The 24,607-nt window shown below is 54.2% G+C and carries 28 protein-coding genes and 1 pseudogene; 13 read left to right on the top strand and 16 right to left on the bottom strand.

Annotated elements, in window-relative coordinates:
- Positions 1 to 52: 52 nt before the first annotated feature.
- Entirely contained in the window at positions 53 to 3,316 is a 3,264-nt protein-coding gene (locus GF423_RS04830; RefSeq protein WP_154327286.1) for a S41 family peptidase, read from the top strand.
- Positions 3,317 to 3,435: 119 nt separating this feature from the next.
- On the top strand, positions 3,436 to 3,729 hold the full coding sequence (locus GF423_RS04825; RefSeq protein WP_154327285.1) for a SemiSWEET family sugar transporter: 294 nt from the start codon (positions 3,436 to 3,438) through the stop codon (positions 3,727 to 3,729).
- Here GF423_RS04825 and GF423_RS04820 read toward each other — a convergent pair.
- Genes GF423_RS04820 through GF423_RS04810 form a run of 3 tightly spaced genes read right to left on the bottom strand, consistent with a single transcriptional unit; the run spans position 3,705 to position 6,979 of the window.
- Positions 3,705 to 4,865 (bottom strand): MFS transporter, encoded by a 1,161-nt coding sequence (locus GF423_RS04820; protein WP_154327284.1) that lies wholly within the window; start codon positions 4,863 to 4,865, stop codon positions 3,705 to 3,707. The two genes, GF423_RS04825 and GF423_RS04820, sit on opposite strands and share 25 nt — an antisense overlap.
- A 32-nt stretch (positions 4,866 to 4,897) precedes the next feature.
- Positions 4,898 to 6,067, bottom strand: coding sequence for a multidrug effflux MFS transporter (locus GF423_RS04815; protein WP_154327283.1), 1,170 nt, complete (start codon positions 6,065 to 6,067; stop codon positions 4,898 to 4,900).
- Positions 6,068 to 6,115: 48 nt separating this feature from the next.
- Complete coding sequence (locus GF423_RS04810) at positions 6,116 to 6,979, bottom strand: AraC family transcriptional regulator (protein WP_154327282.1); 864 nt, start codon at positions 6,977 to 6,979, stop codon at positions 6,116 to 6,118.
- Between the two features lie 196 nt (positions 6,980 to 7,175).
- Between GF423_RS04810 and mtaB the strand changes: the two genes are divergently transcribed.
- Genes mtaB through GF423_RS04795 form a run of 3 tightly spaced genes read left to right on the top strand, consistent with a single transcriptional unit; the run spans position 7,176 to position 10,476 of the window.
- The gene (mtaB, locus tag GF423_RS04805) at positions 7,176 to 8,489 is read left to right on the top strand and encodes a tRNA (N(6)-L-threonylcarbamoyladenosine(37)-C(2))-methylthiotransferase MtaB (protein ID WP_154327281.1); all 1,314 of its coding nucleotides are present in this window, start codon (positions 7,176 to 7,178) and stop codon (positions 8,487 to 8,489) included.
- A gap of 8 nt (positions 8,490 to 8,497) precedes the next feature.
- Complete coding sequence (locus GF423_RS04800) at positions 8,498 to 9,454, top strand: lysophospholipid acyltransferase family protein (RefSeq protein ID WP_154327280.1); 957 nt, start codon at positions 8,498 to 8,500, stop codon at positions 9,452 to 9,454.
- On the top strand, positions 9,451 to 10,476 hold the full coding sequence (locus GF423_RS04795; RefSeq protein WP_154327279.1) for a glycosyltransferase family 2 protein: 1,026 nt from the start codon (positions 9,451 to 9,453) through the stop codon (positions 10,474 to 10,476). Before GF423_RS04800 ends, GF423_RS04795 begins: the two co-directional genes overlap by 4 nt.
- A gap of 127 nt (positions 10,477 to 10,603) precedes the next feature.
- Here GF423_RS04795 and rpsU read toward each other — a convergent pair whose 3' ends face one another.
- On the bottom strand, positions 10,604 to 10,795 hold the full coding sequence (gene rpsU, locus GF423_RS04790) for a 30S ribosomal protein S21 (protein WP_154327278.1): 192 nt from the start codon (positions 10,793 to 10,795) through the stop codon (positions 10,604 to 10,606).
- A gap of 1,490 nt (positions 10,796 to 12,285) precedes the next feature.
- On the opposite strand from rpsU, the gene GF423_RS04770 reads away from it, so the two are divergent.
- The 8 genes from GF423_RS04770 to GF423_RS04735 are packed head-to-tail and all read left to right on the top strand — an operon-like array spanning position 12,286 to position 15,708.
- Positions 12,286 to 12,621 carry a hypothetical protein gene (locus GF423_RS04770; protein WP_008653285.1) on the top strand — a complete coding sequence of 112 codons (336 nt, stop codon included), beginning with the start codon at positions 12,286 to 12,288 and terminating at the stop codon, positions 12,619 to 12,621.
- A 7-nt stretch (positions 12,622 to 12,628) separates the two neighbouring features.
- Entirely contained in the window at positions 12,629 to 12,844 is a 216-nt protein-coding gene (locus GF423_RS04765; protein ID WP_008653288.1) for a hypothetical protein, read from the top strand.
- Positions 12,845 to 12,860: 16 nt separating this feature from the next.
- Positions 12,861 to 13,289, top strand: a complete 429-nt coding sequence (locus GF423_RS04760; RefSeq protein ID WP_008653290.1) for a PcfK-like family protein — start codon at positions 12,861 to 12,863, stop codon at positions 13,287 to 13,289.
- Positions 13,286 to 14,569 carry a PcfJ domain-containing protein gene (locus tag GF423_RS04755; RefSeq protein WP_008653292.1) on the top strand — a complete coding sequence of 428 codons (1,284 nt, stop codon included), beginning with the start codon at positions 13,286 to 13,288 and terminating at the stop codon, positions 14,567 to 14,569. Before GF423_RS04760 ends, GF423_RS04755 begins: the two co-directional genes overlap by 4 nt.
- 24 nt (positions 14,570 to 14,593) lie before the next feature.
- Positions 14,594 to 14,851 (top strand): DUF8466 domain-containing protein, encoded by a 258-nt coding sequence (locus GF423_RS04750; protein WP_008653294.1) that lies wholly within the window; start codon positions 14,594 to 14,596, stop codon positions 14,849 to 14,851.
- Positions 14,852 to 14,871: 20 nt separating this feature from the next.
- The gene (locus GF423_RS04745; RefSeq protein ID WP_008653296.1) at positions 14,872 to 15,102 is read left to right on the top strand and encodes a DUF3873 domain-containing protein; all 231 of its coding nucleotides are present in this window, start codon (positions 14,872 to 14,874) and stop codon (positions 15,100 to 15,102) included.
- A complete protein-coding gene (locus tag GF423_RS04740; RefSeq protein WP_008653302.1) occupies positions 15,042 to 15,347 on the top strand; it encodes a DUF6956 domain-containing protein in 306 nt (101 codons plus the stop codon). Before GF423_RS04745 ends, GF423_RS04740 begins: the two co-directional genes overlap by 61 nt.
- Positions 15,348 to 15,399: 52 nt before the next feature.
- Positions 15,400 to 15,708, top strand: coding sequence for a hypothetical protein (locus GF423_RS04735; protein ID WP_008653303.1), 309 nt, complete (start codon positions 15,400 to 15,402; stop codon positions 15,706 to 15,708).
- 95 nt (positions 15,709 to 15,803) lie between these two features.
- Here the strand turns inward: GF423_RS04735 and GF423_RS04730 are convergent, their stop codons facing one another.
- From GF423_RS04730 to GF423_RS04675, 12 genes and pseudogenes are all read right to left on the bottom strand, one after another.
- Entirely contained in the window at positions 15,804 to 16,424 is a 621-nt protein-coding gene (locus GF423_RS04730) for a hypothetical protein (RefSeq protein ID WP_235911536.1), read from the bottom strand.
- 273 nt (positions 16,425 to 16,697) lie between these two features.
- The gene (locus tag GF423_RS04725) at positions 16,698 to 17,225 is read right to left on the bottom strand and encodes a glycoside hydrolase family protein (protein WP_154327276.1); all 528 of its coding nucleotides are present in this window, start codon (positions 17,223 to 17,225) and stop codon (positions 16,698 to 16,700) included.
- Positions 17,222 to 17,725, bottom strand: coding sequence for a DUF3872 domain-containing protein (locus GF423_RS04720; protein WP_154327275.1), 504 nt, complete (start codon positions 17,723 to 17,725; stop codon positions 17,222 to 17,224). Before GF423_RS04720 ends, GF423_RS04725 begins: the two co-directional genes overlap by 4 nt.
- Positions 17,722 to 18,618: pseudogene (locus GF423_RS04715) on the bottom strand (toprim domain-containing protein). The gene GF423_RS04720 and the pseudogene GF423_RS04715 overlap by 4 nt, the downstream one beginning before the upstream one ends.
- A gap of 8 nt (positions 18,619 to 18,626) precedes the next feature.
- A complete protein-coding gene (locus tag GF423_RS04710) occupies positions 18,627 to 19,202 on the bottom strand; it encodes a conjugal transfer protein TraO (protein WP_154327274.1) in 576 nt (191 codons plus the stop codon).
- Between the two features lie 2 nt (positions 19,203 to 19,204).
- Positions 19,205 to 20,209, bottom strand: a complete 1,005-nt coding sequence (traN, locus tag GF423_RS04705) for a conjugative transposon protein TraN (RefSeq protein WP_154327273.1) — start codon at positions 20,207 to 20,209, stop codon at positions 19,205 to 19,207.
- Positions 20,210 to 20,252: 43 nt separating this feature from the next.
- The gene (gene traM / locus GF423_RS04700; RefSeq protein ID WP_154327272.1) at positions 20,253 to 21,608 is read right to left on the bottom strand and encodes a conjugative transposon protein TraM; all 1,356 of its coding nucleotides are present in this window, start codon (positions 21,606 to 21,608) and stop codon (positions 20,253 to 20,255) included.
- Positions 21,589 to 21,897 carry a TraL conjugative transposon family protein gene (locus GF423_RS04695; RefSeq protein ID WP_154327271.1) on the bottom strand — a complete coding sequence of 103 codons (309 nt, stop codon included), beginning with the start codon at positions 21,895 to 21,897 and terminating at the stop codon, positions 21,589 to 21,591. The genes traM and GF423_RS04695 overlap by 20 nt, the downstream gene beginning before the upstream one ends.
- Before the next feature lie 5 nt (positions 21,898 to 21,902).
- The gene (gene traK, locus GF423_RS04690; protein WP_154327270.1) at positions 21,903 to 22,526 is read right to left on the bottom strand and encodes a conjugative transposon protein TraK; all 624 of its coding nucleotides are present in this window, start codon (positions 22,524 to 22,526) and stop codon (positions 21,903 to 21,905) included.
- A 31-nt stretch (positions 22,527 to 22,557) separates the two neighbouring features.
- The gene (gene traJ / locus GF423_RS04685; protein WP_151858910.1) at positions 22,558 to 23,562 is read right to left on the bottom strand and encodes a conjugative transposon protein TraJ; all 1,005 of its coding nucleotides are present in this window, start codon (positions 23,560 to 23,562) and stop codon (positions 22,558 to 22,560) included.
- 3 nt (positions 23,563 to 23,565) lie between these two features.
- Positions 23,566 to 24,195 (bottom strand): DUF4141 domain-containing protein, encoded by a 630-nt coding sequence (locus GF423_RS04680; RefSeq protein WP_154327269.1) that lies wholly within the window; start codon positions 24,193 to 24,195, stop codon positions 23,566 to 23,568.
- A 26-nt stretch (positions 24,196 to 24,221) separates the two neighbouring features.
- On the bottom strand, positions 24,222 to 24,605 hold the full coding sequence (locus tag GF423_RS04675) for a DUF3876 domain-containing protein (protein WP_206113379.1): 384 nt from the start codon (positions 24,603 to 24,605) through the stop codon (positions 24,222 to 24,224).
- Positions 24,606 to 24,607: the final 2 nt, after the last annotated feature.

Below are 24,607 nucleotides of genomic sequence, written 5' to 3'. Positions count from 1 at the left end.
ACTGTTGCGAAATTTTTTTTTAACTTTAAGTCATTACACTATATAAAAAAATATGAAGAAAACGATCCTAACCTGTGCTTTGGCAGCAGCGGCCATGACCGTGATGGCTGCCGACAACGCCCCACTGTGGCTGCGTTATGCCAAGATTTCTCCCAACGGGCAAGAAATTGCCTTCTGCTACAAGGGCGACATCTACAAGGTGCCCGTGGGCGGCGGCGAGGCCGTGCAGCTCACCACGCAGTCGTCCTACGAGAGCAACCCCGTGTGGTCGCCCGACGGCAAGCTCATCGCCTTTGCCAGCGACCGCAAGGGCAACTTCGACATCTTTGTCATGCCTGCCCAGGGAGGCACTCCCAAGCAACTCACCTTCAACTCGGCGCAAGAAATACCCTCGGCTTTCTCGGCCGATGGCAAGTATGTGCTCTTCGAGGCCTCGATTCAAGACCCGGCCGCAAGCGCCATGTTCCCCTCGTCGCGCCTGCCCGAGCTCTACAAGGTGCCTGTCGAAGGTGGCCGCTTCAGCCAGGTGCTGGGCACGCCTGCCCAGGAACTGGCCGTCGACAAGAGCGGCAAGTTCTTCCTCTATCAAGACGCCAAGGGCTATGAAGACCCGCTGCGCAAGCACCACACATCGAGCATCACGCGCGATATATGGCGCTACGACGTGGGCTCGGGCAAGCATGTGAACCTCACCAACCGTGCGGGCGAAGACCGCAGCCCGGTGCTGAGCCCCGACGGCAAGACCGTGTACTGCCTGAGCGAGCGCAACGGCGGCTCGTTCAACGTGTGGAAATTCCCGCTTGTCACCCCGAGCCAGGCTACCGAGGTGACGCACTTCACTACCAATCCTGTGCGCTTCCTCTCGATGGCCGACAACGGCACCTTGTGCTATACCTACGACGGCGAGATCTACACCCAGCGCGACGGCGGCAATGCCTCGCGGGTGAATATTTCGCTCTTCCACGACGACGGCGACTCGATAAAACGCATCGCCTACACCCGTGGCGCCACCAGCGCCGCCGTGTCGCCCGACGGCAAGCAAGTGGCCTTTGTGGTGCGTGGCGAGGTGTTTGTGACCTCGGTCGAGTTCAATACCACCAAGAAGATTACCAATACCCCCGAGGGCGAGAAAGACGTGTGCTGGGGTCCCGACAACCGCACGCTGGTCTACTCGAGCGAGCGCGGCGACCACTGGCAGCTCTACAAGGCCACCATCGCCCGCAAGGAAGATCCCAACTTCCCCAACGCCACCCTCGTCAAGGAGGAGCTGCTCATCCCCAGCTCTACCGACCGCACCCAGCCCGAGTTCTCGCCCGACGGCAAGAAACTGGCCTTTGTTGAAAATGGTGAGAAGCTCATGGTCATGGACGTGAACACCAAGGCCGTGCACCAGGTCACCGACGGCTCGCAATGGTATGGTACCGAAGGCGACCTGGGCTACAGCTGGTCGCCCGACAGCAAGTGGATTGCTCTCGAGTTTATAGGCAACGGCCGCGACCCCTATTCCGACATTGGCATCGTGAGTGCCCAGGGCGGCCCTATCACCAACATCACCCAGAGTGCCTATATCAACCACAGCCCCAAGTGGGTGCTCGACGGCGGCGCCATCATGTTCCAGAGCAACCGCTACGGCTTGCGCAGCCAGGCCTCGTGGGGCTCGCAAGACGATGTGCTCATGGCCTTTGTCAACGAGGAGGCCTACGACCGCTACCGCCTCGACAAGGAGAACTATGAGCTCCTGCAAGATGCCGAAAAGGCCGAGAAGGCTGCTGCCGAAAAGAAGGAGAAAGCCCAGGCCGACAAGAAGGGCAAGAAGGGCGACAAGAAGAATGCCGATGCCAAGAAAGACGACACGGTGAAGCCCATCGTTGTCGAGCTCGACAAGATACACGACCGCATCGTGCGCGTGACGCCCAACTCGAGCAACCTGGCCGGCGCCGCCATCACCAAAGACGGCAACACGCTCTACTACCTCTCGAGCGTGGAGAAGGGCTATGACCTGTGGAAGATGGACCTGCGCAAGCACAGCACCAGCCTGCTCAACAAGATGGACTCGCGCTGGGCCGACATCGTGACCGACAAGGAGGGCAAGACCTTCTACCTGCTGGGCAGCAGCGCCATGCAGAAGCTCTCGGGCGACAAGCTCACCCCTATCACCTACAGCGCCGAGGTGCTCATGAATACCGCCCGCGAGCGCGCCTACATGTTTGAACGCGTGCACCGCGAGGTGGCCAACCGCTTCTACAACAAGAATATGCATGGTTGCGACTGGGAGGGTACTGTGGCCCACTACCGCAAGTTCCTGCCCTATATCACCAACAACTACGACTTCTCCAACTTGCTGAGCGAGACACTGGGCGAGCTCAACTGCTCGCACTCGGGCGGCCGTTACTATCCCAGCAACTCTGGGGCCAGCACTGGCAACCTGGGCTTGCTCTTCGACACCAACTACACTGGACAGGGCCTGAAGGTGGCCGAGGTTGTGGAGTATGGGCCGCTCGACCGCGCCAAGTCGAAGGTGCGCCCCGGCACCGTCATCGAGCAAATCAACGGTGTGAAAATTTCGCCCGAGAACGACTACACCCAGTTGCTCAACGGACAGATTGGCAAGAAGGTGCTCATCTCTTGCCGCAGCAACGGCAACACCTGGGACGAGGTGGTGATACCCACCAGCAACGGTGCTTTCAACCAGCTGCTCTACAAGCGCTGGGTGAAGCGTGAGGCCCGCATGGTCGACAGCCTCTCGCATGGCCGCCTGGGCTATGTGCACATCCAGTCGATGAACGACGAGAGCTATCGCGAGATCTACGACCAGGTGCTGGGCAAGTACACCCAGCGCGAGGGTATCGTGATCGACACCCGCGGCAACGGCGGCGGCCGCCTGCACGAGGATATCCAGATTCTCTTCAGCGGCGAGAAATACCTTACCCAGGTGGTGCGTGGCCGCGCAGCCTGCGACATGCCGAGCCGCCGCTGGAACAAGCCCTCGATCATGCTTATATGCGAGAACAACTACAGCAACGCCCACGGCACGCCATGGGTCTACAAGCACACCCGCATGGGCAAGCTCGTGGGTATGCCCGTGCCTGGCACCATGAGCAGCGTGAACTGGGAGACGCTCCAGGACGAAAGCCTCATCTTCGGCCTGCCCGTGATAGGCTATGAGACTGCCGACGGCACTTATCTCGAAAACACGCAGCTCGAGCCCGACATCAAGGTGGCCAACGACCCCGCAACCGTGGTCAAGGGCGACGACAGGCAGCTCAAGGCTGCCGTCGACGAGCTCCTGCGTGAGTGCGACGCCAAGAAGAAATAAACTTCAGCCATAGCTGGGAAAAAAAGATACTGCACACTCACTATGCCCCATCTATCGGGGCCCTGCTACAGTGAGTGTGCAGTCTTTATTTATAAAACAGTTTAAAAAACAAATCAGTAATGATCGATTTCATAGCCGCCCACATCTCCGACATCGTGGGCTACATAGCCTCGATATGCATGGTGCTGGGCTACCTGCCGCAGACGTTGCGCACCGTGCGCACCCGTTCGACCGACGACATTGCCCTGGGCACATTCCTGCTCATGGGTATAGGTGGACTCTTCTTCCTCATTCAAGGCCTGCTGCTGAGCAACTGGCCCTTGTTTGTGTGCAACCTCCTCACCACCTGCATGAGCAGCATCATCTTTGCCATCAAGATGCACAACGACTACTTCAGCCGCAAGGCCAGGTAGGCAAACGCGCACGACACTGCCGCCCCCGCCACATAGACGATTGCCGTGCTGTGTAGCGGGTTGCCCAGTGCAACCAGCGGCGCAACCACTGCGCCGGCAATAAAGCCCATGGCGCCAAAGAGGGCGCTGGCCGTGCCGGCTTGCTTGCGCTCGCTCTCAAGGGCGAGCGTGGTCGAAGCCGTGAGGGTGATGCCCACACACACGAGCATGGCGCACACCAGAGCCTCATAGGCCCAGAAGCTCCAGCCCATGTACAAGACTGCGGCCTCGACCACTGCAAGCGTGATGATGCCCACGCAGCAAGCCTTCACGCCGCTGGTGGCTTGCTTGAACCTGGCGGCCAGGCCTGCTCCCAGGGCGGTAAAAATGCCGTTGACCGAGAGGGTGATGCTTGCTGCCATGGCCCCGTGATAGCCATAGTGGTTCACAATGGCTGCGACCGATGCAATGTTGCCAAAGAGAACGACCTCGGCAGTACACTGGTGCAAGACATAGAACATGAAGCGCTTGTTGCGCACAACGGTGCCATAGAGCTTGAAAGTCGACAGCAGCGTGCCCGTAGTGCGATGCCCGTTGGGCAGCGACTCGCGCAGGCGGTAGCTGCCCAGCAGCAGCACAAAGCCCACCACGGCCAGCATCACAAACACGGCCTGCCAGCCGCCCATGCTTGCCATGGCCCCGCTTGCCGCCGGTGCCACGATGGGAGCGATGCCGTTGATCACATTCACAATGGCAAACGAGGTCATCAAGTCGCGGCCCTTGAAGTTGTCGGTGGCTATCGACCGCGATATCACAATACCGCCGGCACCGCCCAGACCCTGCACAAAGCGCAGCACGATAAAGATGGTGATGCTTGGCGAGAACACGATCGCCAGCGACGACAAGGCAAACAGCCCTACCGACACAATCACAGGCGTGCGCCGGCCGTACTTGTCGCTGAGCGGCCCTATGATGAGCTGGCCAGCCGCCAGGCCTGCCATGCTGGCCGTGAGTCCCAGCCCCACTACTGCGTCGCTGGCCTGGAAGGTGGCGGCCACCATGTTGAGCACGGGGCCCAGGGTGTTGTTGATGAGCGAGGCAAATGCTGCAAACATGCCCAGCATCACAAGCAGAAATATCTTGTATCGTCGTTCCATAATTTTTTGCAATTTCCGTTTTTTTTTATATTTCAGTTGGTTGTTTCGCGTTTCGGGCGCATGGCCACCCAGGCAAAGATTGCCGAGAGCACAGCGCCTGTCACAAAGGTGAGTCCTGTGCTGTGCATGATGTTGCCCATGCCCACAAGGGGCGACACGAGACCGCCGCACAAGAAGCCCACGGCCCCCAGCACTGCCGAGCCTGAGCCTGCGTGCTTGCGCTCGCTCTCAAGGGCGAGCGTGGTCGAGGCCGTGAAAGTGAGTCCCATGAATGCAAGCAGCATGCACAACACGCCCTCGTAGACCCAGAAGTTTGCATCGGCCCATAGCACGCCAGCTTGGGCCGCGCTCAGCACGAGCATGCCTGCACAGCTTGTCTTCACACTGTTCTGCGGCTTGTTGAACCTGGCCGACAAGGCTGCGCCCAGGGCGATGCACACGCCATTGGCCGCAAAGGCCAGGCTGTAGGCCATGGCCGAGTAGCCGTAGTGGTCTTGCACGATAAATGACGACGAGGCAATGTTGCCAAACAGTATGGCCTGTGCCGCAGCCTGCTGCATGACATAGCCCATAAACTCCCGGTTTTTCATTACCGTGCCTATAAGGCCGAAGGTCTTGAACATGCTGTCGCGCTTGCGGTGCTCCACGGCGAGCGACTCTTTCATGCAGGCACTTCCCGCCGTGAGCACTACGCCTATCACGAGAAGTGCCACAAAGATGCCTTGCCAGCCCACCGAGTCGACTATCGCGCCGCCCGCCACGGGAGCCGCAATGGGAGCGATGCCGTTGATGGCACCTATCACGGCTAGCATCTTGAGCAGCTGGTGGCCGTCGAAGGAGTCGGTGGCCACACTGCGCGATATCACGATGCCGCCTGCACCGCCCAGCCCCTGGAAGAAGCGCAGCACGGTGAAGGTCTCGATGTTGGGCGCAAAGATGATAGACACCGTCGAGACGGTAAACAGCAACATGGCCGCCAGCAGCGGCCGCTTGCGCCCCATCTTGTCGCTTATGGGGCCAAACACCAGCTGCCCCAGGGCCAGCCCTATCATGCTGGTGGTGAGTCCAAGCTGCACCATCGTGAGCTGGGTGTGAAAATAGCCCACCATCGACGGCAGGCTCGGTACATACATATCGGTGACAAACGGACCAAATGCCGTGAGCAGGCCCAGTAGCAGCAATAAGAATACTTTGTAGCTCATTTAGTCTAATTTCCTTCTACTTTTGATCTCAATTCAGTGTTGACGTGTTCACTTGTCAAGGGGAGAGAAAGTTCCTTTTTTCTTCTTGTAGGCACTGGGCGACTCGCCAGTCATCTTGCGGAAAAACTTGCCCAGGCTCGACTGGTCGGCAAAGTTGTACTCGTAGGCAATCACCTTCATCGACTTGCCTGTAATCATGATTTCGCGCTTAATCTTAGAGATGAGAATCGATGAGATGATTTCTTTGGCTTTGTGTCCCGAGCGTTGCTTGCATATCTCGCTCAAGTATTTGGGCGTGATGTGCAGCTTCTCGGCATAGAATGCAACCTCGTGCTCCTGTTTCACGTTGTCGTCGATGTGCAAGATAAACTGCCTGAAGTAGGTGTCGGCCATGGTGTAGCCCGTGTTGGCGCTTGGCGACTCGGCCCGGTTGTGCAGCTCGATCTCGGCAGCGGTGATGATCATGCACCTGAAGATGGCTCCCACCCATTCCACCGAGTGTGCCGAGTATTCAAGCGAGTCGTAGATGCGTATGTTCTCCATGAAGTTGCTGAATATCGTCCACTGGTTGGGGTCGCCGATGTAGACTATGGGACATGCCCGCGAGGCCTCTATCATCTTGGTGGGAATGCCTATGCTCACATCGAGCCAAAAGCGGTCGCTCACTACCAGTATCGTCGCATGGAAGTCTTCGGAGATAAAGATGGCTTGGCTGAAGAGCACATGCGTGACCATGAGGCGGGTACCCTTGGAGATGTTCACACGCTGCATGTTCAGCTCCAGTATCGCTTCTCCGCTGTCGCACAGGGCAATAGCGTTGTACTTGGTCTCTATAGGGTGCTTTGAGATGCTCTTGGCTGTGAGGTCGAACAGGCAATAGCCGTTTTTGTCAATCTTTTCTTCAAAGTCCATGTATATTTCCAATTTTGACCACAAATGTAGAAATTTTTCGTTATTCCACCTAATTGTGAGCAACGTTTTAGCGAGTTAAATTTCGGCTTCTGCTCGTGGCACCGGCATTGCGACAGCGTGCGCGCAGCCGGGCAACATTCTGTTGCGGCAAAGGTGTATACTTGTCAATTCTTTTTGTTAACTTTGCACCCTCAATATGGGTAACAACAATCGTAGAACAGTGAAATTTGTGACTCTGGGATGCAAACTCAACTTCTCGGAGACTGCAACCATAGGCGAGTTGCTCGCCAAGCACGGCATCGTGCCGGCCCGCGACGACGAGACACCCACCATGTGTGTCGTGAACACCTGCAGCGTGACCGAGATGGCCGACAAGAAGGGCCGCCAGCACATACGCAGCCTGGTCAAGAAGTACCCCGATGCTCTCATGGTGGTCACTGGCTGCTATGCCCAGCTCAAGAGCGAGGAGATAGCCGCCCTGCCCGGTGTCGACATCGTGCTGGGCAGCGAGCAGAAGCTCGACATCGTCGACTATGTGGAGAAATGGCTCGAAACGGGTCGCCAGGAGGAGGTGGTGGTGACACCGCACACGCGCATCAGCAAGTTCTCTCCCTCGTGCGAGCGGGGCGACCGCACCCGCTACTGGCTCAAGGTGCAGGACGGCTGCAACTACTATTGCACCTATTGTACCATACCCATGGCACGGGGCCGCAGCCGCAGCGGCACCATCGAGAGCCTGGTGGCACAGGCCCGCCAGGTGGCCGACGAGGGCGGCAAGGAGATTGTGATAGCCGGCGTCAACATAGGCGACTTCGGCACCGACACCGGCGAGCGCTTCATCGACCTCATCAAGGCCTTTGACCAGGTCGAGGGCATCGAGCGCTACCGCATCTCGTCGATAGAGCCCGACTTGCTCACCGACGAGATCATCGAGTTCTGTGCTGGCTCGCGCGCCTTCATGCCGCACTTCCACATTCCCCTGCAGTGCGGCAACGACGAGGTGCTCAAGCTCATGCACCGCCACTACGACCGTGCCCTGTTTGCTCACAAAATCGACAAGATAAGGCAGCTCATGCCCGACAGCTTCATCGGGGTCGACGTGATGGTGGGCTCCCGCGGCGAGACCCAGGAGCGATTTGACGACTCCTACCACTTCATCGACTCGCTCGAGGTGGAGCACCTGCATGTGTTCCCCTACAGCGAGCGCCCCGGCACCATGGCCTTGCGCATACCCCACATCGTGCCGCAGCGCGAGAAACAGCGGCGGGTGGCTCGCATGATTGCCTTGAGCGACAAGAAGCAGCGCGCCTTCATCGAGCGCTATGTGGGCACCGTGCGCCCCGTGCTCATGGAGCAGCCTCACGGCCAGGGACCCATGCACGGCTTCACCGACAACTATATCAAGGTGAATGTGCCCCCCTGCCAGGCGCTTGTCAACAAGGTGGTCGACGTGAAACTGCTTAAAATTAACGATGACCTCAGTGTCGATGCCGAGGTTGTGACTGCTTGACCCCGACAATGAAAGAGAAACTTCAAAATATACTGCTTGCACCGCTGGGATGGGCACTCGACGCGCTGGCCTTCATGCCCTGGTGGTGGATATATTTCAATGCCGACTGCCTCTACTACGTGGCCTATCACGTGGTGCGCTACCGCGTGAAAATCGTGCGTCGCAACCTGGCCACCTGTTTTCCCGAGAAGGGGCATGGCGAATTGCGCAAGATTGAGCGCCAGTTCTACCATCAGTTTGCCAACCTTTTCTTTGAGACGGTGAAGCTGCTGCACATCAGCGATGCCGACATCAAGCGCCACATGGTGTTTCACAACGTCGACTTCATCGACGACGGCATTGAGCGCGGGCAAAGCGTGATGATGTATGCCGCCCACCTGGGCAACTGGGAGTGGATACCCAGCATCGTGCTGTGGTTTCGCGAGAGCACGCGTGCCCGCGGCAACGTGCTGGGACAGGCCTACAAGCCGCTGCGCAACAAGTGGTTTGACCGCTTGTTTCTGCGGCTGCGCACCCGCTACTCGCAGTGCTTCCCCAGCCACCAGATACTGCGCACCATGATACGCAACAAGATGGAAAACCACCACATGGCCCTGGGCTTCATCAGCGACCAGCATCCACACGTCACCGACCAGGGCCACGTGATCGAGTTTATGCATCATCCCACGGCCATGATCACGGGTACCGAGGCCATTGCCCGCAAGCTCGACATGCGTGTGGGCTACTTCTACATGCGCCGCCACCGCCGCGGCTACTACGATTGCACCCTTGTGCCCATGTGTGAGCACGCTGCGGCCGAGCCCGAGGGCAGCATCACCGACCGCTATGCCCGCCTGCTCGAGCAGAACATCAAGGAGTGCCCCTCGATGTGGCTGTGGACCCACGACCGCTGGAAGCGCCCTGTGCAACTGCCTGGGCAGCAGACGCAAAGTGAGATCGAAACCGGAAAATCGACTTTGGTATGAAAAAGGACGTTGCCGTAATCATATTGAACTGGAACAGCGCGCCGCTGCTGCGCCGCTACCTGCCTGGAGTGCTCCAGAACACCAACCCCGACATGGCCGACGTGATCGTGGCCGACAATGGCAGCACCGACGCCAGCCGCCAGGTGCTTGAAGAGGAGTTCCCGCAGGTGCCCACCATCTTGCTCGACAAGAACTACGGCTATGCCGAGGGCTACAACAAGAGCATCGCCCAGGCTACGGGCTACAAGTACACGGTGCTGCTCAACAGCGACGTGCGCACACCGCAAGGCTGGCTCGAGCCACTGTACCGCTACATGGACGAGCACCCGCAAGTGGGTGCTGTGCAGCCCAAGGTGCTGCAAGACCGCGACGACGGCCGGCAGGTCTTCGACTATGCCGGCGCGGCGGGCGGCTATCTCGACAAGCATGGCTACCCCTACTGCCGCGGCCGCCTGTTCTCGACCATCGAGGACGACCGTGGCCAGTACGACAGCGCCCAGGGGACCGATGTGTTCTGGGCCTCGGGAGCCTGCCTGATGGTGCGCACTGCGCTCTACCGCGAGGTGGGCGGGCTCGACAGCGCCTTCTTTGCCCACATGGAGGAGATAGACCTGTGCTGGCGCATATGGCGCTCGGGCCACCGCATCAGCCTGGTCACGGGCAGCAGCATCTATCACCTGGGGGGCGGCAGCCTGCCCCAGGGCAACCCGTTCAAGACCTATCTCAACTTCCGCAACAACCTGCTCATGCTCTACAAGAACCTGCCTCGCCGCGAGGGCAGGAGAGTGCTGCTGGTGCGCCGCCTCTACGACGCGCTTGCGTTTTTCCAGTCGCTTGCCACCTTGCACTTTGCCGACGCCAAGGCCATCGTCAAGGCCCACAACGACTTTCGGACCATGCGCACGCGCTACAGCGACTTCCCGAGCGAGAACTTGCTGCGCCGCACTGCCGAGGGGCGTCGCAACATCATCGTGAGCTACTACTTGCGGCGCCGTTCCACCTTCGACCGGCTCGATGGCTGATTGTACCGCGTTTCTTTATTTTACAAGCCGATCAAAAGACAAGGCTGGCATCGCTGCTCTTGCGAGGGCGATGCCAGCCTGTGTAAATTTTGTTGTGGTGATATTGTGTTGCTAAAAAAGAGGCGAATTAGTCCTCCTGAGCGTGCAGGTGCTGCACATAGATAGCCTTCATCATCTTCTTGCGGTTGATCACCGAAGGCTTCTCAAATTGCTGACGGGCGCGAAGCTCCTTCACAACACCTGTTCTCTCATATTTACGCTTGAATTTCTTGAGGGCGCGCTCAATGTTCTCGCCATCTTTTACTGGAACTACGATCATAATTTCTGTAAGATTTAAAATTTTTTAGTTTGTTGTTATTTTAGTTTGTTGTTTTCTCAATTTGGTCTTGGCCGCTGTGGCTGCACTTGCGTTGCGCTGCGACACCGTTGTGTGCCGTTGCACGGTGGCAAGTGGCTGTGGCAGTCTTTAAAAAAATTGATAGGAAGCCCTGCTTTGTGTTTCGCCAGCACTGACCGGCACAGCCTCATCGCTGTTGCCGCCCACACTCGACGGGGCCATGCAGAGCTGTGGCCCGGGGTCTTGGTTGCTATGTGTTTGCTATATACTTATCTCTCTGATGGATAGTTTAAAACCAAACCTCCTTTCATTTTCGGGTGCAAAGATAGTGAAATATTACTAATTACCAAAATTTTCACAGCGATTGCGATTCTATTTTTTTTCTTGGGGGAGAGGACATTGTTGCGGCTGTGGACAGGTTCGGGTGGCAAGTGCTAAATAATAGGTGTTTTTTTTGTATCTTTGTAATCCGAAGTTACGAAAAGAGTGTAATTTATTGGAAATGAGCGTAGGTTAATTGCTCATGATAGTAATAGGTTACGATTTAGTTAGTTATCTGCTGCATTATTCCTCTGCGCGTTGCGTAACCTTCAAAGAACTCTTCATATGCAAAAGTAACAATAAAACGGGAGATTTTGATATGAATCTCCCTGATTTTTTCTATCTCATACAAATTTTTCCGTAAAAGCGGCTTTATTCGTCGGCACACCATCGCCCAAAAGGATTTTGAACGAACGTGTGCCGACTACTGCATAAGCGGAGAAAAGGGCTTTGCCTCACGCCTAAGCAACAGTTTAGACTGATGAGGCAAAGCCCATTTCTTTTGTGCTTATGCCAAAGAGGTGTTTTTACGGCTTTTCAGATAATTTTTCTTTTTCGCTGTTCCTTTGAGCCGGAAGCGGAAAGCCGTGTATGACCGCTTGCCCATAAATGGAACAAGCCGTCACCCACAGCAGGCAAACCGGGAAGAATGATTTTATCTGCCCGCCCCGACACGTCCGGCCGGACAGATAAAACCATACTTCCTTGCAGGTGGTTTGCCCGGTTTCACGCTACCGGCTATGTCTTTTTTTTGTTGGGGACTTCCTTTTTTCACGGATTTCTCTTTTGAAGTTTCCTGTATAATCTGTCTCTACTTCCGTTTACCTCCATTTTCGCGCCTTTCAGTAAGCCGCATCAGGCAGTCATTTCCGTTCTGGGCGCAAAGGTAACTCCGGGATTTGACGGGAAAGCAAGGTCAAGCCTCCTGTTTTCGGGAAAAATCTCCAGCCCTGCGGGTAGTATTTTTCCCGAAAAACCTTGCATTCCCTAATCCCTACCTTTTTAAGCACCCGAAACGAAAACGACCGATGCGACAGAAAGACGCATTAAAAAAAATGTCGGATAAACGAGAGGCAGATAAGATAGTTTGAAACTCAACTCCCTCAGCTCTTGAATCCGCATAAAAAATAAAAATCAAAAACAGAACAGATATGGGAACAACAATGGCAACAAAATTCGTGGCTTGGGAAGTGCCGACATTGGAAGCACTGAAAGGCAGTAAGGTTTACATCCTTCGTGAAAAACTGAACAACGGAGGACAGATGAACCGAGAGGAAAAAGATTGGCTCACCGAAAAGGTGAATAGCAACACCTATTTCAAGAGCGCAGTCCCCCTGCAAGGCTGGAGGTTTGACTTCTCCGATGTACTCCGCACGTTTCTCGTGTGCCAATACGGACGTTGGACGGAATACAAGGCAACGGACAAGACCGGACTTCGCAGATACCTATACGGCAGGATAGACAACATTGTAGAACTTGAAAAATAGCGAGGATATGACAGCAACGGCAGACTTCAGACAAGTGGCGCAATACATAGGGCTTGCGATATGCGCCCTAATCATGCGCACCGCCCTTTGGGTGTTCGGCATCCTTTGGGGCATCGTCAGAGAGATAGTAAACGGAGTGTTCCGAGTGGCGATAGGCATAATCGTGGCTATCCTTTCCGCAATCGCCTTCTTCGGCTTCATCCTTTGGTTATTCACCCTTTAATCTTACCGATAACGATATGAAAACGACAGACCATTTCAAGAGAACGATACAGATGTATTTGGAGCAACGTGCAGCGGAAGATGCGCTCTTTGCCAAGAAATACCGTAACCCTGCCAAGAACATAGACGATTGCGTGACCTACATTCTGAACTATGTGCAGAAAAGCGGTTGCAACGGCTTCACGGACGGGGAGATATACGGACAAGCCGTACATTACTATGACGAGAACGAGATAGAGGTGGGCAAGCCTATCCAATGCCAAGTAGCCGTGAACCATGTGGTGGAACTCACCGCAGAGGAAAAGGCGGAAGCACGTCAGAACGCTATCCGACAATACCAAGACGAGGAACTCCGCAAGTTGCAGAACCGCAACAAGCCGAGAACCGCCACCAAAGCGACCATCCAAGAAATACAACAACCCTCATTATTTGATTTAGGCTTATGAAACCGAGAACACACATACAGCAGGAAGTCGCACATCTGAGCAAGCGACTACCGAGATTGACCGCCACGCAAAAGGCATACGCTTTCCGTCATTGCTTCAAGCACTACGCAATCAAGAGAGCGGACGGCACGAACATCTGTACCGAGTGCGGACATTCGTGGAAGAGCGACCACGACCTTGCAGACACCCTTTGCGGATGTATCTGCCCCCATTGCGGTATGCAGTTGGAAGCGTTGCGCACCCGAAAGAGCGTTTTCAGCGAGAATGAATACTTCTCCATTGTCACCACCAGCAAGCAGTATCAAGTGATACGCTTCTTCTTCGTCAAGTCCCGATACAAGGCAGGGCAAGCAGCCGAGTATTCCATTTATGAAGTGGTGCAGAGGTGGATTTCGCCCAAAGGCACAACCACCACCGTTGCCCGACTTCGTGGTATGTCAATGTTGTATTACGACCAATGGGCGGAATACAGCGACATGGAGGTGCGCAAGAACAACGGACTTCACGCATACGATATAGCACCTGTGTGTACCTATCCCCGACAGCGTTTCATCCCCGAACTGAAACGCAACGGTTTCAACGGGGACTATCACAACACACTGCCGTATGACCTTTTCACGGCTATCCTTTCCGACAGCCAAGCCGAAACACTCTTGAAGGCAGGGCAATACGCCATGTTGAGCCACTATATTCGCAGTTCCTTTGACATGGAGCAATATTGGGCATCCGTCAAGATTTGCATCCGCAATGGTTACACCATTTCAGACGGCTCCGTATGGTGCGACACCATAGACCTCCTGCGTCATTTTGGCAAGGACACGAACAGCCCGAAATACGTCTGCCCTGCCGACCTCAAAGCGGAACACGACAAGTTGGTGGCAAAGCGCAACCTGCAAAGGGAGCGTGAGCGGACGGAACAGCAACGGCAAAAGGCGATTGAGGACGAGAAGAACTATCTGAAAGACAAAGGAATGTTCTTCGGGCTTGTATTTTCCGACAACCTTATTCTTGTCAAAGTCATTGAAAGCGTGGAGGAAATGATTGAGGAAGGACGGCTGATGCACCATTGCGTGGGCGGTTATCACAACAAGGCAAACTCTCTCATCCTATCCGCCACCATTGAAGGCAAACGGATTGAAACGATAGAAGTCAGTTTGAAAACGCTGAAAGTGGTACAGAGCAGAGGGGTATGCAATTCCAATACCGAGTACCACGACCGCATCATCCGACTTGTGGAGGACAATGCCGGACTTATCCGTCAGCGTATGAACGCAGCATAATATCAACTTATAATACATAACAGCATGGAAGTAAGAATTGAAAGTATGATTTGTTTGTGGGACGATAAAATCCCCTCGATGTTCCTTGAATTTATAAACCTCCTCACTCTTTGTCAGAGTGAGGAGCAGTTAAGAGCAAGCGTAAAAGACTTTTCCGAGAAGCACGAACTTGACAAGTTCTTTCTTTACGGCTTCGGCTCACACCATTTCTACCTGCACCAACGCTACACAAGCAATCCCGATATGGTGATGCAGAACAGAGTGTTGTCAGTACATTTCTAACCATCTAAAAAACAACGATTATGAGTACACGAATGACAATCAACGGAGTAAGTACCTGCACGGAAGCAGGTACGGAGAAATACGAGAAATTTCAAATGGGTATTGGCAGACGCAGGCGAACACTTGTGCAATACGATTACCGCCACACGGACGGAGAGTTGTTCTCTTGTGTCAAACCCACGTTGGACGAGTGCCGAACCGCACGGGACAAGTGGCTGACGGCAAAGGAAGGAAAGGAGGGCAAGCGATGAACGTGGCAGGCTACCAAACACTGATCGTCAGATTCAGCGAGCCTATCAAGGCATTGGACGGCATCTTTGACGATGCGGAAGCGTGGGGAGTTGATACCCTGAAGGGGTGGATAGACAGCTATGAAAGCAGCCGTTTCACCGCCATTGACAGCCATACGGCAGTCATAACGAGCGAGTACAACATGGAGTGTCTGAGAAAGTGGCTGGAAAGATGCACACCCATAGCTGAGAAAACAGAATTTTGAACGGTGTGGCGGTGTCCGCACCGCCACACCATAACACTTAAAAACAACGAATATGATAGCAAAGACAATTATGGAGCAGATAGGTGGCAGACGCTTTGCCGCCATGACGGGAAGCAAAGACTTCATAGACATGGGTAACGGTTTACGCATGAGCCTTGCGAGGAACAAGACGAGTGCCAACCGACTTGACATCATCTATGACGGAGGAGCAGACCTCTACAATATGCGTTTCTACCGCAGGACGTTCAGCAAAAAGACATTCGAGTGCAAGACGAAGGACATCGAAACGCACGAGGGGATATATTGCGATATGCTGGAGGAAATGTTCACGATGGTGACGGGGCTTTACACCCGTTTTTGAGAGGTGGGCGGCGAAAGCCGCCTACTTTCTTTCAGTGAGCATGATGGCGGAAAAGAAAGTAGGCAAAGAAACCTTTGTAAAAATCTGCGATAATTTTATTTTTTTGTTAGTAAATTCCAAGGAGTTTCTGAAATTAATTTTTTCACCATATCTTCACCTATTTCTTGTGAAATAGTAGCACCCGATACAGCGAAATCATCTAATAAATTATCAACGCCTAATTTATCTACAGAAATACCTTTCCATTCTCTTATAAATTCTTCGCTCCAATCTTCTTCAATATCACCAGTATAGTAATTTACATACGGTGTAAACTTCATATCAAACTTTACGACCAAATGATTCAAAGAGTTTGTATCAGGAGCAACAACAATAATATCACCTTGAGGAAATTTAGAAAAATCAAATGTTTCCCCTTTAATTCTCCATTCTCTCAAATATTCAAAATCATAAGAATCCACATTCAAAATATCAGTTCTCCACTTTAAATGTTCGGGTATATCTTCATTACCATCCGTATATATAACATTTCTTGCTCCAAAATCTCGAACTAATATATCTCTTGAAAAACCTAATCCCCATGGTAAATACATAGGTTGTCCCGTACTCTTTGTTTTTGTTTCAAAAAAACGCTTAATAGCTGTAATAGGAGATGCAGAAAAACAAATATATCCCTTATTACTAATCAATTGTTTTTCATCTAAAATCTTTTGCAACGTGGTACAGGGAGAATGGTCACGTCCATTTATAAAATGAAACAGATATGGACTTTGGTCCAATCTTGCGCGTTTAAATTTATCATTAAATATCGCCATATAAGTATAAACATCCTAATTTTTAATGTACCGCAAAATTAACGAATAAGAAGCAGAATAAGAAATTTAATTTATTCTATATCATACACTAAGTATGCTAAACACCTAAAATGAAAGAATCATCCCTGCCGCACATTTCTGTAGCAGGGATGATTTTGTTAGAACGAAATTCCTTTATGGTACATACAGCAGTGCAAACTCCGCCTTTCTCCGTTTGAGCAGCATGGCGTGCCGTTTCCCCTTGTAGTTGCAGAAAGCGACATACTCGCGGTAAATGTTCCTGTCGCCCGCTTCCAATTTTCGGATCAGCGTGCTTTTGGGGTATCCGTTGCCGCCCAAAAGTTTCGCCGGACCGACATTGAAAGCCAGCGTGCCAAGCAAAATCGAATCTGCCCCGAACCTGCGGAACATGGCGATAAACTTCCGCAGGTCTTTGCGCAGGAGCGCGTCCGCCTGCCGCTTCGTCATGGTGCGTGCAGAATACCTTTCGCCCGGCAAAATTTTATGCCCCCACCCCACGTATGGGTGGTGCTTTTCCGAGTGCCAGCCCTCAAAATACTTCGTGCAGCGCACAGCCCTCTCGAAAAGTGGCAGACGGTAGATTGCCGCCTGCCCGTCCGTCCCCTCTTGGCGGCTGATCCGTGCAGACACGGAACAGACCGCCAGAAGCGAACAGAGCATTGTCATGAATACACGCATCATTTCAGCAAGGGTCTGAAGTTGCCGATGGGAACGATGGTCAAACCATCATCCTTTACATTCCGGTTGTTGAAGTCAAATTCCAGCTCGAAGGAGTTGCCGAAGTTGTCCTCCACCACCACGATGAAGTTGTGCGCTTCTTCGCCCTCTGCCGTGTAGTACAGGCGGAACTTCCCGTTCTCCAGCAGGTAGCGGTCGTTGGGCAGGAAGGTGATACCATTGTCCATTTTAAGCGTGCCTTCCCCCTCAAACTGAAAATAGCGGATAGTGTAAAGCGTGTTAGCGAAGTCGCCCTCCTTTTTCAGTTCACAGCGGATTTCCACCGTCTGCCCCTTCGTCACCTTGTTTGGCACGGGCATGACTTCCACCGTGAAGGGATAGGATTGTTGGATGTCCATGTCGTCATCGCACGACACGAGGGTGGATGACACGGCGGCAATCAGGCATAACGCCACCGCCTTGAAGATGTTTGTTCTCTTGTTTCTGTTGTTCAGTATGTTCATTGTTCTTCGATTTTTAGATGGTTGCTTTTTTGTTTTTCGTTGTCTGTTGCAGGTACTCGTTCAAGTCCTTGCAACCGTCATAGAGTGAGGAACGGTCGGTGACACGCGCCTCATACCGTCTGGCAAGAACGTCAAGCGTCCTCCGTCCGGCTTCGTCACGGTCAAGGAAACAGTTGATGCGTCCGTGCGTCCAGATGCTTCATCGCCTTTTCCACGTTGGAAACGGAGTTCAGCACAAGGCAGTCGCCCGTTTCCAATCCGAGCGTGGCAGCGGAAAGAAAGTCCATGAATCCCTCAAACACACTGCACACGTCAGCGGTGGTATTCTCCGTCTTTACCGAAGACACGTCTTTGGGCGGCACGCACCCTTTGAAGAAACGGCTGCGGATTTCAAAGCCGCCCGCCACGTTCGGGAAGCCTACAGCGAAATACTGCTTGCCACGCACTCCGTAATTCAGTCGGCAGCAGTAACGTGATGCGACAGCGTAAGGGATGCCCCGTTCTGCCAGATAGTCCGTCAGCGGGGAGCGGAGCAGCGGGACGGCTTCCACTCCCTCGAAGACCGGTTCGGACGGCTTCGGCAGGAACTGCGGCTTTTCCATAGCGGCAAAGGGCACGCGGGCGGTTTCCGCTATGAATTTCACTTGTTCCATGAAGTCGCCGCTTCCGATAAACTCCCCGGCAAGCGTGAAGATGTCGCCGCCCTTGCCCAAGCCGAAGTCGTACCAGAGCTGTTTCGCCACGTTCACGCGGAAAGAGGGCGTGCGCTCACTGCGGTACGGCGCACGATACCACAGCTCGTTTCCGCTCCTTCTGACAGGCTCATTTCCCAGCCGTGCGAGGAAGTCCGCCAACGGAATCCGCCTTATCATGTCGATGTCCGTATGCTCCATGCGGTGCGTCAGTTAATGATTATCTTGATGCCCGCCCCGAATTGGCAATGGAACTTTCTCGTGTCGCCACCCCACAGACAACGCTCCCGGAGGTTTGCGAGCAGGGCGATACGGTCAGCCACGTAAAACTCCACATCCAGCGTCACCGCACCGCCGTAGATGAAGGCGTCCCGGTCATGGAGCGTGGAGCCGTCATGCAGCACCTTTTCGCCCCAATTCACCGATTCATAACCGGCAAGAGCCGAAGCTCCCGCATAGACGAACACGATTTTACGCGCGTCGGACAGTATCTTGAAGTAGTAGCCGCCCTCTGCCGTGAACTGTGCCACGGGTATCTTTGCGTCCTTGTATGGATTGTTCTTCAGCAGGTACTCGCCGCCGAACACCCATTTGTTACCTTTCTTCGTGTAGGTGGAAAGAGCCGCCCCGAAGCTGTACCCGCCGTCATTGCCGCCGGGACTGAAGCCGTCCGCCATGTTCGCCCTCACCTCTATGCCCTGCATCTTCGGCAGGCACCGCTGGGCGTGCGCCTGCCCTGCGAACAGGGCAAGCGACGCTATGATTATTGCGATGTACTTTCTCATGGTCAGCGCACTTGAAGTTCGTTGATGGTATTGGCGCGTACCAAGTCCTCGTTCTCGATCACGAAGGACTGGTGACGGCCGCCGTTCTTCTCGTTCAGCTCCACCATGAGGCACTTGCCGTCGGGTATGGTGAACTTCGCCATCGTGAAGACCGTGCGCTCGCTCTTCCTGCCCGGCACGCAGGTGGCGTAGTTCTGCGCGCGAAGCGGCAGGATAATCTGCTCCTGTACGGCGGTACGCTTCGCCACCTTCTTGTCCACGATTTTCCATGTGACGTAGTCCACATCGAAAGGCACGTTGCTCTGGTTCCTGATTTCCGTGTGGAAATACAGAAGCCCATTGTGTGTGTAGATGCCTTTCAGAAGGTACTGGATGCCGAAACGCTTGCAGCCGATATGCTTCACCTCACGCTTGTCCTGCTTGTGGATGGACTTCATGATAAGGCGCACCAGCATGGGACTTTCACTGCCCAGCTCTTTCAGGTAGATTTCCTGCGCGTTGTTCGGACGGTTCACCGCTTCACCGTCATGGATGAAGTCGCACATCTCCACGTTGAGCAGCAGCGGTTCGGCGGCGTACTTCACGTTGAAGGTGTAAAAATTCCCATCCTCCGTGATTACGGACATGTTGGTTTCGTTCGGGAAATTCCTCACGGTAGCTTTCACACGGATGACGTTCTCCGCACCGTCGGCTTTGCCCGCAATCAGGTCGGGCGAGCCTAAATCGACATAGCGCACTTCCGAGGGGAAAATGACGTGGACGGTCTTGTCGTAGGTCACTTCCAAGCCGTGCGGAGGAACCATGCGGTCAAATCCCAGCTTTCTTGTCAGACCGTGGTACAGGTCGCCGTCCGCCTCCTTCTGCGGATAGACCTCCTTTGTCAAGTTCGGTTGCTCTGTCGTCGGCTGTTCTACACTTCCGTTGTCCGTTCCAACGGTTACGTTCTCCTGCGCGTTGGCAGTTACGATGCCCATAGCGAGGGCAAACATGATGATTACTTTTCTCATTTTACTTTGGATTTTAGTGGTAAATAAAAATTTGATTGTTTCCTTAATTCGTTTCTTGGTAGAGCATGACCCTGTACCCGGCTTTCAGATGCACTTTCACCGTGCGCATCTTCTTGGCGATATACTGGCTCGTGCCTTGTATCAGCCCCTTGCCCAAGTCGGAGGCGAGCTGCGCCCCTGCATTGGTGGAGATATTGATGCTGCTGCCCAGCGAGCCGCCCATGTTGGCAGCAACCTCACGGACGGCGTTCATTTCCATCGAGTTGGGGATGAAGATGCCGGGCTGCCCGTCCGTGTCATACACTGCCAGTTCCACCGGGATAATCGTACCTGCGTACTCCAGCGAAGTAATTTCAATATCGAGCCGTTCGCCCTGAATCTTTGCCGTACCTACCACCACCGCATTACGGGGGATAATTTTGTCCGCCACTGCCATTGGCTCCAGCAGCCGGAGTTTGACAGCTTGCCCGTCCGTCACACTCTGCGCCCTATAGATGCACGCCGAAATGGTGTTTTTGTCCGATACGGTCGTGACCCCCACCACCGTATTGAAACTGCGGTTACGCTCCTGCGAGAAGGAGGCGACAAACTCAGCGTTGCTCATCGGCTGTGAGAGCGAGGACACCACCTGATGCGTTACCTGCCTGACAGGTGCAGCCGTGTTCTTTCCGGCTTTCTGCACGGGGTAAGGCTCTGCCGCCTGTCCAACAGGTGGCTGTGTGCCGTTCTGCCCGCCCATGTACTTCGCCGCCAGCTCGTAGGACTTCTCCATGAGTGCCACTTGGTCATCCATAGCGGACGCCTTGCCCTTCTCGCTTTCCAATTCCGATTCCAGCGAGGCGATGCGCTCCAACAGTTCGTCCATTTCCGCGTTGTCGTTCTTCGGCTGCTCGTAGAAATTGCCGAGCGTGGCATTGAGGTCGCGGTAGGCGGCTGCGGAGGATTGGATGGTTTTCGGAGCGGATGATGTTGCTGTTGCATCTTCCGCATTTCCGGGATTGGCAAGGTCGAAGTCCATGCCGCCGTCCGCTTCCGCCACCTCGCGGTCGAACATATCGCCCAGCTCCTGCATGGCGCGGCTGCGGTTTTCCTGCCGTTCCTCCATCGCCCCCTGTTCGTAGGCTTTCGCCTTGTCGCCGATGATCTGGCGGTTCGCCTTGTCGGCATCGGGCATTTCGATGTTGTAACCACCCGTTCCCGGTTTCTGCTCCTTGTCGGAAGACGGGGCGAATATCAGCCACATCGCCCCGATGAATACCAGCACCATAGCGGGCAGTACTATCATTTTCTGACGTTTCAGCCTTTGGGCTTCGGTCAGCGGCTTGCGCTCCTTCTTCGGTTTCCCGTTGTCGGGAGCCGCCGTGTTCTCGTTTTTAGGTTCATTCTTCGTCTGCTCCATATAAATAAGGTATTACATTATGATTGTTTTCCGGCTTTACGGACAGTTCCACCTGTCCGGCATGGTCTGTTACTATCCGGCTGCCGTCATTCCTGCCGATGTCATAGACGGCTTTGCCGAAGGTGTAGAGGGCAAGCACCGCGAAGGCGGCGAGCATCGCCAGCACGATGCGTTTGCGTGTCTTCGGGGGCAAACCGTCCAGATAGCCTTTGAGCCTTGCCACCAGCATTTTCTTTTTGTCGTGGAGCTTCCAGTACGCACGCCAAAATGATTTCCTGATTTTCTTCATGTCCGTTACCTTTTGATGGTTTGTAAATCCTTGTTCTCGATGATGGTGAATCGCTCGATGGTAAAACCGTTGGGATTGTCGTCCGAACGGGACGAGTTCAAGAGGCGGCACGTGGTCACGAGGCTGCGCTCGGTGACGTTGCTTTGCCGGATGATCTTCTGTGTGGCGTAGGTCACGGCACGGTAGGGATAACCGTTGAAGTCGCATACCACGCTGTCCACCTTCAGCACTTGGTTGATGTTCCCGGCGATGATGCGGTTGTAGTACCCTTTCTCGGCAAAGTCCGAATAGTAGTTGTACACGCTTTTGTCCGCCAACAGCAGGGCGCGTTTCACATTATGCTCTATCGCGCTCTTTTCGGGCGAGAGCGTGAAGAACAGCTCGTGGAAGCGACGCACGTGTTCCCTTGCCTCCGCCGGACGGTTCTGCGACAAGTCCTGCGAGAGAGCCAGCATCAACGACTTGCCGTTGTCCAGCACGTAAATCTTTTCCCGTTGCCGCTCCGCGAAGCGGTAGGAACTCCACACGCTCCATACCGTTATCACGGCGCACAACGAGAGGAAGACGATACCGAACAGGCGTATCTGCCTGAACGATGATTCGATGTTTTTGAGTGACTTAAATTCCATTGTTGTTTATTCATTTTTAATTGTCAGTTGATTATTTCAGCAGCTTCCCGGCACGTCCGACCATGTTGCCTGCGGCTGCACCTGCCACGCTGCCCGCCATGCTTCCGGCTCGTCCTGCCGTCTGGTTCACGTTGCGACCATAGCTTCCCATGCCTCCGGCTTGGATAATCCAGCCAGCCACCGTGGGAATGGTGAAATAGCCGATGATGCCGATTATCATGAAGACGATGTACACCCCGTCGCTCGAATCCAGCGAGAAGTTCGGGTCTGCCTGCATCCGTTCGATGTCGCTTTGTAGCATCAGCACCTGTATCTTAGCCAGTATGGTGCTGAACATATCCGACACGGGCAACCACAGATAGACCTGTATGTAGCGGCATATCCATTGCGTGAGCGTGCTTTGGAAGCCGTCCCATACCGATATGGCGAAAGCTATCGGACCGAGTATCGCCAGCACCACAAGAAAAAAGGTGCGAATGGTGTCTATCACGAGGGCGGCGGCTTGGAACATCAGTTCCAGTATCTCGCGGAAGAAGTCGCGGATGCCCTTCTTCATGTTGTACATCCCGCGCTCGATATACATTCCCGCCATCGTCACCATGTCACCGGGTGACCAGCCCAGTTCCTCCAGCTGTTTGTCAAACTCCTCGTTCGACACAAGGTAGGCGGTTTCGGGGTTACGCATCATCGCCTCGTATTCCAGTTTGTCTTTCTGCTCACGGTACTGGTTCATGTCAAGCGTTTCCGCCTCTAGCATCTTTGCCGTGCCCTGCACGACGGGCGACATGATGCTGTTTATCGTGCCTAATACCACCGTCGGGAAGAACATGATGCACAAGCCTATCGCAAACGGGCGCAGCATGGGGAACACGTCTATCGGTTCGGCTCTCGCCAGCGACTGCCACACCCGGTAGGCAACGTAGAACAGCGCACCCAGCCCGGCGATGCCTTTCGCCACGCCCGCCATGTCCCCGCATAGCGGCATCATCTGTTCGTAGAGCGAGCGCAGAATCTGGTGAAGGTTGTCGAAATTCATAGGCTACCAGTATCTTTCGTTCATGTTCCCGTACAGCCCCATGATGCGATCGAGGTCGTTCTTCTTTTTTGCCCGCAGGTAGCTCACGCTGATGTTCTTGTTGGTGTAGTAGCTCACGAGGTTGCGGTAACGCTTCATCTTGGAGTAGCAGCGTTCCACCACATCCATGCGCTCCTTGTCCGTCATGGAGAGCGTGGTGATGTTCACCACGTTCTTCAGTTCCGTCAGAACATCGTTGGATTCCTCCAACAGCTTGGTGTAGCCGAAGGCGATGGCTCCCAGTTCCTCCACCGTGAAGTTGTCGTCACGCATCATCCTCTGGAAGCTGGTCACATAGGTGTCGGTGATGTCACCCACCATCAGGATGGTTTGCTGCACTTTCCGGGCGTCTTTTACCAGATTGTTCACGGATTTCAGTGCGTCGTAATACTTCTTGCCCTGCTCGTAAATCTTCACAGTCTCCTGAAAATTCTTTATCATATTCTGGGCGGTCGTGGAAGTGTGTACCACGTTCTTGGAGGTATTCACGATGCTCTGCGCGATGTTGGACGGGTCTATCACCGCCCACTGTGCGCTTGCCCTGCCGACTGCAAACAGGCACAGGCAGATAATAAGTGTTATTCTTGTTATCATGTTACTTTGGATTTTAGTGGTTGTCGTTATTGTTCGCTTATCGGATGGTCCGGTTTCGGGTTCACGCGCACGTAGTCCCCGTTCGGCGAGAAGGTCAGGATGTCCGTCGCCTCGTTGTAGGACACGTCGATACGGAATCCGGTGTTTATGAACAGGTTGCCGTTCTCCTCTTGCAAGAGATAGGTTTCCGGCTTCAGTTTGCGGCGGATGCCGCTCCGCTTGAATACCGTTACCTTATAGACTTCGCCCTCCTTGTAGATAAGCACGTCGGGCTTTCCCTCAACGCTCTCCCAGTTCCCGCAAAGCTGGTCGCGGCGGTTGTCCACGGTTTCGCAGGATTGCAGCATCATGACTGCCAGCCCGATTAAACACTTGCTGACTTGCAGCATTTTCGTTCTTGATATACTCATAC

It is taken from the genome of Sodaliphilus pleomorphus, assembly GCF_009676955.1.
In the GTDB taxonomy this organism is placed as follows: domain Bacteria; phylum Bacteroidota; class Bacteroidia; order Bacteroidales; family Muribaculaceae; genus Sodaliphilus; species Sodaliphilus pleomorphus.
This window is presented reverse-complemented; position numbering and strand designations above follow the sequence as displayed.

Coding starts and splice junctions, on each gene's coding strand:
- rpsU (WP_154327278.1), bottom strand. CDS start 10,795: ATGATCGTAGTTCCAGTAAAAGATGGCGAGAACATTGAGCGCGCCCTC.
- GF423_RS04710 (WP_154327274.1), bottom strand. CDS start 19,202: ATGAGAAAGTACATCGCAATAATCATAGCGTCGCTTGCCCTGTTCGCA.
- traK (WP_154327270.1), bottom strand. CDS start 22,526: ATGGAATTTAAGTCACTCAAAAACATCGAATCATCGTTCAGGCAGATA.
- GF423_RS04830 (WP_154327286.1), top strand. CDS start 53: ATGAAGAAAACGATCCTAACCTGTGCTTTGGCAGCAGCGGCCATGACC.
- GF423_RS04800 (WP_154327280.1), top strand. CDS start 8,498: ATGAAAGAGAAACTTCAAAATATACTGCTTGCACCGCTGGGATGGGCA.
- GF423_RS04820 (WP_154327284.1), bottom strand. CDS start 4,865: ATGGAACGACGATACAAGATATTTCTGCTTGTGATGCTGGGCATGTTT.
- GF423_RS04825 (WP_154327285.1), top strand. CDS start 3,436: ATGATCGATTTCATAGCCGCCCACATCTCCGACATCGTGGGCTACATA.
- GF423_RS04695 (WP_154327271.1), bottom strand. CDS start 21,897: ATGAAGAAAATCAGGAAATCATTTTGGCGTGCGTACTGGAAGCTCCAC.
- GF423_RS04720 (WP_154327275.1), bottom strand. CDS start 17,725: ATGAACATACTGAACAACAGAAACAAGAGAACAAACATCTTCAAGGCG.
- GF423_RS04755 (WP_008653292.1), top strand. CDS start 13,286: ATGAAACCGAGAACACACATACAGCAGGAAGTCGCACATCTGAGCAAG.
- mtaB (WP_154327281.1), top strand. CDS start 7,176: ATGGGTAACAACAATCGTAGAACAGTGAAATTTGTGACTCTGGGATGC.
- GF423_RS04810 (WP_154327282.1), bottom strand. CDS start 6,979: ATGGACTTTGAAGAAAAGATTGACAAAAACGGCTATTGCCTGTTCGAC.
- GF423_RS04765 (WP_008653288.1), top strand. CDS start 12,629: ATGACAGCAACGGCAGACTTCAGACAAGTGGCGCAATACATAGGGCTT.
- GF423_RS04815 (WP_154327283.1), bottom strand. CDS start 6,067: ATGAGCTACAAAGTATTCTTATTGCTGCTACTGGGCCTGCTCACGGCA.
- GF423_RS04735 (WP_008653303.1), top strand. CDS start 15,400: ATGATAGCAAAGACAATTATGGAGCAGATAGGTGGCAGACGCTTTGCC.
- GF423_RS04760 (WP_008653290.1), top strand. CDS start 12,861: ATGAAAACGACAGACCATTTCAAGAGAACGATACAGATGTATTTGGAG.
- GF423_RS04770 (WP_008653285.1), top strand. CDS start 12,286: ATGGGAACAACAATGGCAACAAAATTCGTGGCTTGGGAAGTGCCGACA.
- GF423_RS04795 (WP_154327279.1), top strand. CDS start 9,451: ATGAAAAAGGACGTTGCCGTAATCATATTGAACTGGAACAGCGCGCCG.
- GF423_RS04675 (WP_206113379.1), bottom strand. CDS start 24,605: ATGAGTATATCAAGAACGAAAATGCTGCAAGTCAGCAAGTGTTTAATC.
- GF423_RS04750 (WP_008653294.1), top strand. CDS start 14,594: ATGGAAGTAAGAATTGAAAGTATGATTTGTTTGTGGGACGATAAAATC.
- traJ (WP_151858910.1), bottom strand. CDS start 23,562: ATGAATTTCGACAACCTTCACCAGATTCTGCGCTCGCTCTACGAACAG.
- traN (WP_154327273.1), bottom strand. CDS start 20,209: ATGAGAAAAGTAATCATCATGTTTGCCCTCGCTATGGGCATCGTAACT.
- traM (WP_154327272.1), bottom strand. CDS start 21,608: ATGGAGCAGACGAAGAATGAACCTAAAAACGAGAACACGGCGGCTCCC.
- GF423_RS04745 (WP_008653296.1), top strand. CDS start 14,872: ATGAGTACACGAATGACAATCAACGGAGTAAGTACCTGCACGGAAGCA.
- GF423_RS04725 (WP_154327276.1), bottom strand. CDS start 17,225: ATGATGCGTGTATTCATGACAATGCTCTGTTCGCTTCTGGCGGTCTGT.
- GF423_RS04680 (WP_154327269.1), bottom strand. CDS start 24,195: ATGATAACAAGAATAACACTTATTATCTGCCTGTGCCTGTTTGCAGTC.